The organism is Phytopseudomonas argentinensis, from assembly GCF_900113905.1.
In the GTDB taxonomy this organism is placed as follows: domain Bacteria; phylum Pseudomonadota; class Gammaproteobacteria; order Pseudomonadales; family Pseudomonadaceae; genus Aquipseudomonas; species Aquipseudomonas argentinensis.
In genome coordinates, this window is record NZ_FORC01000002.1 from 320,670 (window position 1) to 333,719 (window position 13,050).

A 13,050-nucleotide genomic window follows, 5' to 3' on the forward strand; every position below is an offset into this window, starting at 1 on the left:
TCGCGTGCTTATCCGCCGCTGGCGAATGATGGGTTCAGCGCTGCGGGAACGGCGAGTCGGCCGGCAAGGGCTGCGGTAAATGGTTGAACCTGCCTTTCGCCGCTTCGGTCACAGCCTGCAGACGGCCTACCAAGGCCGCGGATAGCCGAAAGCCGATGAGGAAACCCCATGCAGATCTTCGAAGCGTTGCGAGAAAGCCATGATCGTCAGCGGGCCATGGCCGAGGCGCTGGTGGCCACCCAGGGCGACTCGCCCGAACGTGCCCAGTATTACCAGGAACTGAAGGAGGAGCTGCTGGCCCATGCTCGAGCTGAAGAGCGCTTCTTCTATTCGCCGCTGATGAAACATGATGGCGGCGTCGACCTGTCCCGCCATGGTATGGCCGAGCACCATGAAATGGACGAGTTGCTGGAAACCCTGGAGGAAACCGACCCGTCCAGCCCGTCGTGGATCGCCACGGCGCGCAAGCTCAAGGACAAGATCTTCCACCACTTGGAGGATGAGGAGCACACCTTCTTCCAGCAGGCGGGCAAGATGCTCGGTGCCCAGGAAAAGACCACCCTGGCCACCCAGTACCTCAAGGACTACGAAGACGCCCTGGACTGATCAGGCGTGCGGGCAACCACCGAACACCATCAGTTGGCGAGCAGTTCGCGGACCCGCGAGGCCAGGGCATCCAGGGTAAAGGGTTTGGTCAGTACGGTAATGCCGGGCGCCAGCTGACCATCGGTAAGCAGCGAGTTTTCCGCGTAGCCGGTGATCAGCAGCACCGGCATCGCCGGCCTGGCCTGCAAGCCGATGTCGGCCATCTGCCGGCCATTCATGCCGCCTGGCAGGCCGACATCGCTGATCAGCATGTCGATGGTGACATCCGACTGCAGCAGCGTGGCACCGCTGGCACTGTCGCTGGCTTCGATGACCACCAGGCCAAGCTCTTCCAGCACATCGGTAACCAGCAGGCGGATCGTAGGCTCGTCGTCGACCACCAGCACCGTCTTGCCATGCCGTTCAGGCACGGGCTCCAACCCACTCGCTGCCTGGGGTAGCGTATCGGGTTGCGGCTTGCCGGCGTGGCGCGGCAGGTACAGCGTCACCACCGTGCCTGCGCCGACTGTCGATACGATGCGCATCTGCCCGCCGGACTGTTTGGCGAAGCCGTAGGCCATGGACAGCCCCAGGCCGGTGCCTTCGCCGATCGGCTTGGTGGTGAAGAACGGCTCCACCGCGCGGGCCACGATCTGTGGGGGCATTCCTACGCCGTTGTCGCTGACCGCCAAACTCAGGTACTGCCCTTCCGGTAGATTCAGCGCCGCACCGCGCGCCGCGTCGATCCACAGGTTCTGCGTGGCGACCTTGATCACGCCGCCATTGGGCATGGCGTCGCGTGCATTGATGCACAGGTTGAGCAGGGTGTTCTCCAGTTGCGAGGCGTCCACCAGGGCGGTCCACAGGTTGGCCTGCAGCTCGCTTTCCAGGCGGATGCCGGGGCCAACGGTGCGCTGGATCATCTCCAGCATGCCGGCGATCAACTGATTGGCGTCGGTGGGCTTGGGTAGCAGCGTCTGCCGGCGCGAGAAGGCCAACAATCGGTGGGTCAGTGCTGCAGCGCGGCGGGTGGCGGTCTCTGCCGAACCCATGTATTTGCCCACCTCGTGGAAGCGCCCCTGCTCGATGCGCAGGCGCATCAGTTCCAGCGAGCCGGAGATGCCCGTCAGCAGATTGTTGAAGTCATGGGCCAGGCCACCGGTCAGTTGGCCGATCGCTTCCATCTTCTGTGACTGGCGCAATGACTCCTCGGCCATGTGCTGGGCGGTGACGTCGCGGCCGACGAAGTGGAAAACCCGGCCTTCCGGATCCGGCGCGGCCGTCCACAGGAAGGTGCGGGCTTCCCCGCTCTTGCTGCGCAGGCGACTGCTGAAGCCGCTGACCCTCTCACCGTTGCCGAGGCGCTCCATCAGGTCGAGCACGTCCGCGCGGTCATCCTCGACCACCACCTCGAGAAACGGGCTGCTGAGCAGCTTTTCGGCCTCCCAGCCCAGCAACTGCGTCCAGGCCGGATTGATGGTCTTGAAGTAGCCGTCCAGCCCGGCAGAGCCCATCAGGTCGTTGGTACTCTCCCACAGCCGATCGCGTTCGGCGGTGCGCTTGCGCAGCTCGGCGCGGTTGAGTTTTTCCCGGGTGATATCACGCGCCGAGCAGTAGGTCTTGCGGCCATCGGGCACTGCCACCCAGGACAGCCAGCGCCATTCGCCGTTCTTGCACCGGAAGCGGTGTTCCAGCCCCAGTGCCGGCTCGCCGGCCTCCTTGAATTTCAGCCAGACATTCTGCGTGCCGGCCTGATCCCTGGGGTGGACGAATTCGAGGAAGTGCACGCTGGCCAGCTCTTCCTCGGACCAGCCAAGGGTTACCTGCCAGGCCGGGTTGGTCGCCTCGAAGTAGCCATCGTGGTTGAGCACGCCAAGCAGGTCGGGAGTGATCTGCCAGGTACGCCCGCGCTCGAAGGTCTGGGCGATGACCTTCTGTTCCAGCTCGGCATTGAGGGCCATGACCCGCGCGATGGCGCGGTCGCGCTCGCCTTCGATCGCGCGACGCTCTTCCACGTTGATCAGCACGCCCGGAAAGCTCAACCCGCTGCCATCGGCCGCCAGTTCCACTCGGCCATTGGCCTCCAGCCAGTAGTAATGGCCGTCGGCGCGGCGCACCCGATACTGGTGGGCGTAGGGGCCGCCGCGGGCTACCGCTTCGTTGATCGCCGCATGCAGGCTGTCGATGTCTTCGGGGTGCACCGTCGCCACTACCTGCTGCAGGCTCAGGCCACTGCGTCCCAGCGCCGGGTCGAGTCCGAAGCTGCGGGCGAAGGCTTCATCGACGGTAAAGCGGTTGCTGGGCAGATCCCAGAACCAGGTTCCGATGATCGCCCCTGCGGCCAGGGCCAGTTGTACCCGCTCGGCGTTGGCAATGGCCGGCTGCTCGATGGTGACCACCTTGGTGGTTTCGATGGCCACATTGAGAAAACCGGCGATCGCTCCGGTGGCGTCGGCCAGCGGGCTGTAGGAGAAGGTCCAGTAAGTGTCCTCGGGGTAACCCTTGCGAGTCATCAACAGGTACATGTCCTGGTGATGCACGGGCTCGCCGGCGAGCACCCGCTGGACCAGCGGGGCGATGGTTGGCCATACGTCTGACCAGACCTCTTCGATTGGCCGCCCCAGTGCGCCGGGGTGGCGTTTACCCAGAAAGGCGATGTAGGCATCGTTGTAGATCAGGGTTCGCTCGGGCCCCCAGGTCGCGCACATGGCGAAACTGCTGGTGCGCATGATGGCGTAAGCGGTGCGCAATTCGCTGGGCCAGCTGTCGTGCGCGCCTAGCGCGGTCGCGGCCCAGTCGAAATCGTCAAGGATGGATGGCACGGGGGAAAACCTTGCGCTGGCGGTGCGGGAAAGGTTGCGAGAGTGCCATTGCCAGGCACCTTCTCAACAGCTGCATGTGAGCAGTTTAAGCCACTGCTCGCTACGGCGCATTGATCCGACTCACAGCGGTCAGGTAGTTGTACAGCCTATATTCGTTGTAGAACTTCTCGCCGCCTCGTTGCTCGAATTCACTACAGGGGCCAGCTCTACTGGCCGCGCCAGCAGCTCTATAGGTGAGCCGATGCCAACAGGTGGCAAGCAGGATTTTCGAGTCGACAACGCCTCGTCAGGCGACATTTCCGATTCGGGCAAGAACATCTTTTTCGCGGCCGTGGAAACCACCCGCATGCCGATGATCGTGACCGACCCCAACCGTGACGACAATCCGATCATCTTCGCCAACAACGCCTTCCTGGAGATGACCGGCTACCACCCCGAGGAGATCGTCGGCAAGAACTGCCGCTTCCTGCAGGGGCCGGAAACCGATCGCAGCGTGGTTGCGCAGGTGCGCGAAGCGATCACCGCGCGCCGGGAGATTTCTGTCGAGCTGATCAACTACCGCAAGGATGGCTCGACCTTCTGGAATGCCCTGTTCATCTCGCCCGTCTATAACGATGCCGGCGAGCTGATCTATTTCTTCGCCTCGCAGCTGGATATCAGTCGTCGCCGCGACGCTGAAGAAGGGTTGCGCCAGGCGCAGAAGATGGAGGCCCTGGGCCAGTTGACCGGCGGCATCGCCCACGACTTCAACAACCTGCTGCAGGTAATGATCGGCTACCTGGAAGTGCTCGAACGAACGGCGAGCAAACCCGCGTACGATCATGATCGCATCCTGCGCTGCGTGACCAATGCCCGCAGCGCCGCTGATCGGGCAGCCACGCTGACCCAGCAACTGCTGGCGTTTTCCCGCAAGCAGAAGCTAGAGGGCAGGGTGCTCAACCTCAACGGGCTGATCGGCGGTTTTCAGGAGCTGGGCGAGCGTACCCTGGGCCGCGCCAACCTGCGCCTGACCCTCGACAAGTCGCTGTGGAACTGCCGCATCGATCCGACCCAGGCCGAGGTGGCGTTTCTCAACATCCTCATCAATGCCCGCGATGCCTTGGAAGGGCGCGAGCAGCCGGTGGTACACATCGAAACCAAGAACGTGACGGTGGAAGAACTCGCGAGCATGTCCTACGACGGGTTGATGCCTGGCCGCTACGTCAGTGTGGCCATCACCGACAATGGCGTTGGCATGTCCGACAGTGTGAGCAGCCGGGTCATGGATCCCTTCTTCACCACCAAGGATGAAGGCAAGGGATCGGGGCTCGGTCTGTCGATGGTCTATGGCTTCGTCAAGCAATCTGGCGGCGCTGTACGTATCTACTCCGAGGAAGGCGTCGGTACCACCCTGCGCCTGTATTTCCCGGCCGATGACAGCCAGGTGATTCACAGCCCGGCGAAGGAACGCACCAACGAACGCAACGGCACCGAGCGCGTGCTGGTGGTCGAGGATCGCCCTGACGTCGCCGATCTTGCACGAATGGTTCTGGAAGATTACGGCTATGTGGCGGAGATCGCCCTGAACGCCCGGGAAGCGTTGCAGCGCCTGGAGGCGGCTGACTACGACCTGCTGTTCACCGATCTGATCATGCCCGGTGGCATGAACGGGGTGATGCTGGCCCGTGAGGCCCGGCGTCGCAAGCCAGGCCTGAAGGTGCTGCTGACAACCGGCTACGCAGAGACCTCGATCGAGCGTACCGATGCCGGTGGCAGCGAATTCGACGTCATTTCCAAGCCTTACGTGCCCAACGAGCTGGCCCGCAAGGTGCGCCAGGTGATCGACGGGCCGACGGGGGTTGGCTGAATTGGCGGGGCTGCGACCCTGGCCTCAGCGGTCGCGCTGGGCGCCAGCTTGGCCCCGCGGTGCCCGGCCCCCGGGCACTCTGACGAGCGGTCAAAAGACTATACGAACTGTTCTGCATGTATCTGTCTCACAAGCTTATGGACAAATACATCAGCAGATTCACCAAGGAAACCGGCTGCCAGCTCGAGCTCGAAAGAGGCCCTACCGGAATATGCTTCAAAGCGATTTCCACTGAGGGACAATGCCTCGGCCAACGCCATCTGAGCACCTCGCAGCTGGGTAATGGGGTGCTCGTGCAGGCGGTGATGCTGGACTTCATCGCCCAGGTCAAGCGGCTGCAGGAACTCGGGGGAAAGACGGTGACGACAGGCTCCCATTCGTTGCGAGACGATTCGGGCGCCGCGCCGCGGCACTGAAACCGCCCAGCTCGGTTGTGCCTAAATCCCATGGTAAACGGCTGTTTCACAGCTACCTGGGATTGCCATGCCCCGTATAAAGTGGCGCCTTTTCGCTGATACAGGCCCGCCCCGTGAATCTCTGGTTTCGCCTCTTGCTGATGCTCCTTCGCCGCCCGTGGCGCGATTCGGTTGCTCCGTTCGCGACCACCGTGGTGCGCATGCGCGTCTGGCCACTGGATCTGGATCTGAATCGGCATGTCACCAATGGCCGCTACTTCACCCTTTCCGATGTCGGCCGTATGGATTACGTATTGCGAACGGGGGCCTTCAGGGTCGCGCTGCGTCATCGTGCGCTGCCCATCGTCGGTGATGTATGGGGCAAGTTCCGCCGCGAACTGAGGCTTTTCGAAACCTTCGAAATCCATACCCGCATGCTGGGCTGGGACCACAAATGGAGCTTCGTCGAGCACCGCTTCGTGAAGGACGGGCGTGTAGTGGGCGTGGTCATCATGCGCGGCCTGTTCCGCGGCCGAAAAGGCAATGTGCCGCCGGGCGAGTTCGCCGTGGAGCTGGGGCTGGCGCAACAGTCACCGGCGCTGCCGGACTGGCTGGCCAACTGGTCTGCCAGTTGCGACCGGCTGAGCGGCCAGCTGCGTGCCGAGGAGCAGTAAAGGCCGCGCAGACGCAGAGGAAGAGTCGGTTCGTTGATGGCGCGCACGGCAATCGCTTGCCGCGCGCGCGAGCGTGCAGTCAGACCAGCGTAGCGAGGTCTGCCGCGTCGAATCCCGGCAGCGGCGCACCGTTGCGGACTTTATCGGCCCACTGGGCATCGGAAATCAGCACCCGGCCCACGGCGATCAGGTCGAACTCCTCGCGCTCCATGCGCTGGTGCAGGTTGTCCAGCACGGCGGCGCCGGAGCCCTTGCCGCCGAAGGCTCCGAAGAAGTCGCCGTCGAGCCCGACCGATCCAACGCTGATGGTCGCTGCACCAGTGAGTTTCTTCGCCCAGCCGGCGAAGTTGAGCCCATCGGCGCCGTCGATGTCGGGGAATTCAGCTTCCCAGAAGCGCCGCTGGGAGCAGTGCAGGATATCCACGCCGGCGTCGACCAGCGGCGCCAGCCACTCGCTCATCTGTTGCGGCGTGGTCGCCAGGCGTGCGGCGTAGTCCTGCTGCTTCCATTGACTGACCCGCAGGATCAGCGGGAAATCCGCGCCCACGGCCGCGCGCACGGCACGTACCGCTTCTGCAGCGAAGCGCGAGCGTTCGGCGATGGTGGCGCCGCCAAAGGCGTCGGTGCGGGTGTTGGTGCCGGCCCAGAAGAACTGATCGATCAGGTAACCGTGGGCGCCATGCAGCTCCACCGTGTCGAAGCCCAGGCGCTTGGCATCGGCAGCGCCCTTGGCAAAGGCGGCCACGGTGTCGGCGATGTCTTCCAGGCTCATCGCCACACCACGCGGATCATTCGGCGCCACCAGCCCGGAGGGGCTTTCGACCGGCGCATCGGGCACCCACTCGCCGCGGGAACGGGTCGAACCGGTGTGCCAGATCTGCGGCCCGATGTGCCCGCCGGCTGCGTGCACGGCACTGGCCACTTCGGCCCAGCCGGCCAACGCGGTATCGCCATGGAAGAACGGAATGCCCGGCATGTTGCGCGAGGCCGGACGGTCGATCACCGTGCCTTCGGTCAGGATCAGGCCCACCCCGCCAGCCGCGCGGCGGCGGTAGCACTCGGCATGTTGCGCACCCGGTATGCCTTCAGGCGCCATCGCGCGGGTCATCGGGGCCATGACGATACGGTTGGGCAGATCCAGGCTTTTCAGTTTGAAGGGGCTGAACAGGACGTCGGACATAAAACACTCCATTTCGGGTTGAGTGGCCGCTGCACGGTCAGCGGTCTGCAAATAGGCTGAAGCCGGCTTGTGACGATGCGGCTGCTTAGCCGCACGGCGGCGCTAGGTCCGCAGCGGCTGGAGACCGTCAGCGAGCGTCGCGCACATGAACACGACCGCCGGGGTGTTTACAACATCGGCAACGCAGCTGATGCGTGGGTTATTCATGCCGCGAATAATCGCCGGCACACCCGCTGTGCCGCCGCTCCCGACCAGCACGATCAGGCCGTATGGTTTCCGTGGGCAAGCTGGTGATGCCGCGGCGCCCCAAGCAGTATGCGGCCTCGCCACGGTGGAGCAGCAAATCAGCCGGCTCGACGCAGCAAGCGGGCTGGTCACGGTGACTCCGGCGAAAATCGCGACCGCCTGGGCAGCGAGCAACCCCATGCGCGGGTGGTGACCTGGCTTCGGGTCGAGCCAATCGGCACGCTTCGCAGTATGATGGCGTATGGCTATGTTGCATCGGGTGCCAGCCGCCCGGGTAACGCCTTTGCATCGTCAGGAGAGGATATGGGCACGGAGATGCTGAGCAAAGCGCAGCTCAAGGAATTGGCACGGCGGGTCATCGTTGCCCAGGGCAACGCCTTCATCAAGGAGCTGCTGCGCGGCACCACGGCGAGGATCGGGGCGAGCAAGGAAGACTTCGCCGCCAACCTGGATGCCGCCATCGACGCCAACGAGCTGACCGAGGAAAAACTGCAGGCCTGGTTGGCTGAGGTCGAAGGCTGGGGCGACCAGCACCTGTATCTGATCGAGCCGCCGCAAACCGAGGTGGCCACTCTTGCCGCCGGTATCGCGGCGAGCCCGCATGCCGACGCGCTGAACGCCAGCGCCAGCCTGGACTTTCCCGAAACACTCGCTCTCAAGCACATCGCGCTGTCCGACACTGCACTGTCGTTGGTCTGGCACCAGGGCAAGGCCGGCTGGAATCGCTGGAAAGCGAAGGATTTCAGCATCCAGGAAGGGCTGGAACACTACCGCTTCGACGCCTACCGGCAGCGTCTGGATCGCAGCGTGGTGCGTTTCGAGTGGCGTTTTGCCGATCCCTATTGCGCGGTGCTGATTCACCGTAACCCCGAGATCGATCACCGGGCGGTCTTCGAGGATGTGCGCCGGACACTGGCTGCGATTGGCTGTGGGGCCGCCGCTCTGCAAGCGATCCCGCTCAACCAGGCCATGAAGGTCGCGGCGAGCAAGGGCAAAGGGGTGCACTCCACCCGCTTCGAGCTCGACGGGGGTTACGTGGAAATGGCCTCGACCCTGGCCGAGGGCGGCATCGAGGCCGTGGAGCCGGTGCGTGTGGTGCTGCAGGCAGTGGATACCGGCCAGTTCGACCGGGCCCAGGGCATGCTGCATTTTGCCGCCGAGGAGCACGGTACCAGCCGGCGCATTGCCGTGCAGGTGTATGGCCGCGAGGGCCGACTGCGGATCTGGGCGCAATGCAAGCGCGAGGATATCGTGCGCATCGTCGAACTGCTTTGGTCATACAACGGCGCGCCATGAAGCCATCCGAGCACGACCGCTGGCAAGCGGAGGTCGCCCGGCGTCTGGGGCAGGGCGTCGACCTGGAATTCTCGTTGGCGCAGTTCGCACGGGCAGTCGATGCTGCCCCGACTGACCCTGCACTGCAGCGCTTTCTCGCCGGCCTGGTCGAGGCGGCTGCCGCGGCGCCTATCGACGCCTGGCGCTGCCCGATGCCTGATTGTGCCAGGCTGCTTCCGGCTGGCGTGGCCAGTACGCTGTGTCCGTTTTGCCAGGCCGATTATAAATATGAGGGTGTTGCGCCGGCCCGTGAGCAGCATTATCGACTGGTCGGCGAGACCAGTCGTGACATCCGCTGGGTGATCGTCATCCATGGCATGAACAGCCGAGCCAAATGGCAGGAGGCGTTCAGCTGGGAAATCGCCAATCGCCTGAGCTACTCGGCACCCGTGCTGATCTACAAGTACGGCTGGGCGACCATCGACGTGTTCGCGCGCTGGCTGCATCGCCGGCTGGCCCGGCGCCTGGGTGAGCGCATGCGCATCGCCATCGAGCAGGCACGCCAGAGCAGGCACCCGGCGCAGCCTGACATCATTGCCCACAGCTTCGGCACCTTGCTGCTGTCGCAGGTTCTCGAGGATCCGGCATTCGCGGATCTGCGCTTCGGGCGCATCATCACGGCGGCGAGCATCGTGCGCCCGGATTTCGACTGGGATCGGCTGGTAGCTGACGGGCGTGTGGAGGCGGTACTCAACCACGTGGGCGGCCAGGATGCGGCGGTACCCTATGCGCAGTATGCGATTCCCGGCGCGGGGCCGGGCGGCGTGGTGGGCTATCAGGGCCAGGCGGTGCTCAATGTACGGGCCGACAGCTTCGGTCATTCGAGCTTTTTCATTCCCGAAAACCTCAGCCTGCTGATCTCGCGCCAGGGCCTGTGGCATGGCTTTCTGACCCGTCCATTGGCGCACTTTCACCCGCCAGGCGCCTTTGTGGCCGAGCCCCATTGGCAGCCAGCGCCCTTGTTGACGCGGCTGTGTACCCGGGCCATGGCCTACGCCTTGTTCGCCGTGCTTGCGCCGTTCTCTTGGTTGCGTCGGCGCCTGGACCCATAGGCGACCATGCGCCGCTGAGCAGCCCGCGTTCGCTCAAGGCGCAGGTCGCCGGGCAAGAGTTGCCGGCGCAGGGCGCCGCGATCAGTTGCTGGGACGCTGTTTGGTCGAGTCCAGCTCGGCCTTGCTGGCAGTGGTGATTTCGGTGATCTGTGCGGACTTGGCGATGGCGTAGTCGAAGGTGTCCTGCATCTTGGCGATCGCTTCGGTGGGCGTGCCTTTCAAACCGCCGCTGGCTGCCCAGTCGAAGTTCCAGACCCCGGACAGGTCATCGGCACCCGCCACGTCGTGGGTCTCGATGGCGGTGAACACGTCAGGGTGACGCTGCATGTACTTGGCGGCCTCGATGACCTCACCTGGCACCTTGCCCGAGGTATCGTTGGCCAGTTGGGAGACTTCCTGTTTGGTGATCGCCTGCCTGCCGTTCTGGCGCATGTAGTCGGCAATCGTCTTGCTGGATCGTGCGATATCCAACTTCGCATCGAACGCGGAAGTCGATGAACTCGGAGTATTCGGGTTACCGCCGGTAGGTGATACGGACGTGGACATCGCTCTGCTCCCTCAGTGGCTCAATGGCATACGGCAGTTGGTACTACCTCCGCCACAAAGCTATCAGCTGACCATCGGCAGTGGTGCACCGGCTTCACAGCAATTCGCAAATCCGCAGAGATTTCACAGCCTTTCACAGCAGGTGCAGCGATGGAGCTGCGCGCCTCGCCACGCGGCAGGCCAGCTGCCGCGCACTTTCTGCACGGGCGCGGCAGGCTCAGAGGCGCGGTGCGCTCTTCACCGTGGAGAGTGCCCGTTCGATGGCTTCATGAGGGGTCGAGGGCAGAGGCTGCTCGACGTAGTTGTACTTGCTGTTGTCCAGAATCAGCACCTGAGCCTTCTTCGCCAGCTTGTCGACGTCGTAGCCCAGATCGATGCAGGCGCCCAACATGGCCAATATGGCCTGCTCCAGCACCATCTCACTCTGTGTAGCCATTTGCGCACCTCGGTCATGGCCGTTCGCGGCCTGCATTGAGCGCAGATCATTCCACGCCCTACTGGTGAGTTATGACTGTGCCAGTGCGACAAGGATTCAGCACAAGTTACCTGTGCCAGGCGGCTAACCGATGACTGACATGCTGCCGTTCCGTTGCCTCGGACAGTCGGCGACGGCGGGAACAGAGAGCGATCTCACAGTGCCTCGAACTTCGGGGTGATAAGATTGCCGCCGCCTTTCGCAGCACCGCGCACCTTGCGCCAGGCCAGGAAGGCCGAATATCCCATCATGGACATGCATCGAGCAGACGATGAACAAATTAGCAGTAGTAGCAGTAAGTCTGGTGGCGGTTGGCGCACTCAGCACCGCGGGCGCCTGGTACACCGGCACCCAGTTGCCCGGCGTTCTCAACGACCTCATCGAGGAATCCAACCGCCAGGGCGCTGAAGCGCTGCTGGGCACGGGCGCCAGCTTCAAGCTGGAGCTGGTGTCGCTGGAGACCCGTCTGTTCACCAGCACCGCGCGCTACAAATTCAGCTTCGACGCGCCGTCCGAAGAGGGTGAGGCGCGGCATATGGAAGTGCTGCTGCTGGACAACATCGAGCACGGCCCGCTGCCGCTGTCGCGCCTGATGCGCCTGAATCTGTGGCCGGTCATGGTGGCCAGCAACTACCAGCTGGAACCCAACGAGCTGACCCAGAAGTGGTTCGATGCCGCCAAGGGCGCCGCGCCGCTCACCGGGCAGGCCAGCCTGGGTTACAACGGTGCCAGCCGCGGTTCGCTGGTGCTGACGCCGCTGGATTTTGCGCCGTCGCCAACCTCCACGGTCAAGTTCTCCGGCATGACCCTGGACTTCGAAGCCAGCAAGCACGCCAAGGAAGTACAGGTCAGCGGCACCATGGACAGCCTGTCGATCACCAGCACCGAGGACACGCCGGTGCAGGCCGACTTGCAGGGCCTGACCCTGACCAGCGACCAGCGCCTGGGTAGCGCCGATTTCTACGTCGGCGACAGCAGCATCAAGCTGGCTACCGCGCAGATCAAGGTCGGCGACAAGCCTGCCGTGCTGATCAAGGACATCGCCCAGGTCGGCAGCCTGCAGGAAAGCGGCAGCATGCTCAACGGGCAGATCGGCTATGACCTCGGCATGGTCAGCTACGACGGCAAGGACATCGGCGGCCTGCGCACCCTATGGGCCATCAAGAACTTCGACAGCACGGCGCTGCAGTCGCTGTTCAAGCTCTACCAGGACAAGCTGACGCCCATTCAGCAAGCCCAGGCCCTGGGTGAAGAGGCCCCGCAGCTCGACTTCTCCGCCGACGAGGAGGCACGCATGAAGGCCGACCTGGAGAAGCTGCTGGCTGGCAAACCCCAGCTGGCGCTGGACAACTTCACCCTCACCACACCCCATGGCCAGGCCTCGCTGCGCGTAGCGGTGGACATGGACAAGCCCGAATCCTTCGAGCTGCCGCCTGACGAGCTGGCCCGCCAGCTGATCGGCAAGCTGGATGCCAAACTGACGGTCGCCAAGGCGGTGATCGGCGATGGCGTGCGCATCCAGGCCATGGTCGAGGGCGTCACCGACGCCCAGGCCATCGAGCAGCAGGCGGCGATGATGACCGAGATGGGCAGCGGCATGGCGCTCGGCACCGGCCTGCTGACCCTGAAAGGCGAGACCCTGCAATCGACCCTGCACTACGCCGACAACAAGGTGACCTTCAACGGCCAGGACATGAGCGTCGAGGAGTTCGTCACGCTGGTGATGTCCAAGACCGGCGGCATGGGCGGTGGTCTGGGTGATGATGCGTCGGCCTACGGCGATGATGCGCCGCAAGACCTCGGTGGCTACGACGACGGCGCCGAGACGCAGGCGCCCGATCAGGCCGAGTGATCCAGTCGCGTGGGTGCAAGAAAGCCAGTCGAAGGACTGGCT

At 64.0% G+C, this 13,050-nt stretch carries 12 protein-coding genes; 8 read left to right on the forward strand and 4 right to left on the reverse strand.

Going from position 1 to position 13,050, the window contains the following annotated elements:
* Positions 1 to 168 precede the first annotated feature (168 nt).
* Positions 169 to 606, forward strand: a complete 438-nt coding sequence (locus tag BM154_RS09980; RefSeq protein WP_074882790.1) for a hemerythrin domain-containing protein — start codon at positions 169 to 171, stop codon at positions 604 to 606.
* Positions 607 to 635: 29 nt separating this feature from the next.
* On the opposite strand, the gene BM154_RS09985 is transcribed toward BM154_RS09980, so the two are convergent.
* Positions 636 to 3,407: a hybrid sensor histidine kinase/response regulator gene (locus BM154_RS09985; protein ID WP_074882792.1), complete on the reverse strand. Its 2,772-nt coding sequence runs from the start codon at positions 3,405 to 3,407 to the stop codon at positions 636 to 638.
* A gap of 241 nt (positions 3,408 to 3,648) precedes the next feature.
* Between BM154_RS09985 and BM154_RS09990 the strand changes: the two genes are divergently transcribed.
* The 3 genes from BM154_RS09990 (at position 3,649) to BM154_RS10000 (ending at position 6,322) form a co-directional block, all read left to right on the forward strand.
* A complete protein-coding gene (locus BM154_RS09990; protein ID WP_074882793.1) occupies positions 3,649 to 5,253 on the forward strand; it encodes a histidine kinase famiy protein in 1,605 nt (534 codons plus the stop codon).
* Positions 5,254 to 5,369: 116 nt separating this feature from the next.
* Complete coding sequence (locus BM154_RS09995; RefSeq protein WP_074882796.1) at positions 5,370 to 5,669, forward strand: PHP domain-containing protein; 300 nt, start codon at positions 5,370 to 5,372, stop codon at positions 5,667 to 5,669.
* A gap of 113 nt (positions 5,670 to 5,782) precedes the next feature.
* A complete protein-coding gene (locus BM154_RS10000) occupies positions 5,783 to 6,322 on the forward strand; it encodes a thioesterase family protein (protein WP_074882799.1) in 540 nt (179 codons plus the stop codon).
* Between the two features lie 79 nt (positions 6,323 to 6,401).
* Here BM154_RS10000 and BM154_RS10005 read toward each other — a convergent pair whose 3' ends face one another.
* Entirely contained in the window at positions 6,402 to 7,502 is a 1,101-nt protein-coding gene (locus tag BM154_RS10005) for an oxidoreductase (protein WP_074882801.1), read from the reverse strand.
* A 145-nt stretch (positions 7,503 to 7,647) separates the two neighbouring features.
* Between BM154_RS10005 and BM154_RS10010 the strand changes: the two genes are divergently transcribed.
* From BM154_RS10010 to BM154_RS10020, 3 genes are all read left to right on the forward strand, one after another.
* A complete protein-coding gene (locus tag BM154_RS10010; RefSeq protein WP_074882803.1) occupies positions 7,648 to 7,941 on the forward strand; it encodes a hypothetical protein in 294 nt (97 codons plus the stop codon).
* 110 nt (positions 7,942 to 8,051) lie between these two features.
* Positions 8,052 to 9,044 carry a hypothetical protein gene (locus BM154_RS10015; protein ID WP_074882805.1) on the forward strand — a complete coding sequence of 331 codons (993 nt, stop codon included), beginning with the start codon at positions 8,052 to 8,054 and terminating at the stop codon, positions 9,042 to 9,044.
* On the forward strand, positions 9,041 to 10,135 hold the full coding sequence (locus tag BM154_RS10020; RefSeq protein ID WP_074882807.1) for a lipase family protein: 1,095 nt from the start codon (positions 9,041 to 9,043) through the stop codon (positions 10,133 to 10,135). The genes BM154_RS10015 and BM154_RS10020 overlap by 4 nt, the downstream gene beginning before the upstream one ends.
* Positions 10,136 to 10,216: 81 nt before the next feature.
* On the opposite strand, the gene BM154_RS10025 is transcribed toward BM154_RS10020, so the two are convergent.
* Entirely contained in the window at positions 10,217 to 10,681 is a 465-nt protein-coding gene (locus BM154_RS10025) for a hypothetical protein (protein WP_074882810.1), read from the reverse strand.
* 217 nt (positions 10,682 to 10,898) lie between these two features.
* A complete protein-coding gene (locus BM154_RS10030; RefSeq protein ID WP_139225429.1) occupies positions 10,899 to 11,117 on the reverse strand; it encodes a hypothetical protein in 219 nt (72 codons plus the stop codon).
* A gap of 310 nt (positions 11,118 to 11,427) precedes the next feature.
* Here BM154_RS10030 and BM154_RS10035 point away from each other — a divergent pair, with 310 nt between their 5' ends.
* Entirely contained in the window at positions 11,428 to 13,008 is a 1,581-nt protein-coding gene (locus tag BM154_RS10035) for a YdgA family protein (RefSeq protein WP_074882813.1), read from the forward strand.
* The last annotated feature ends 42 nt before the right edge of the window (positions 13,009 to 13,050 follow it).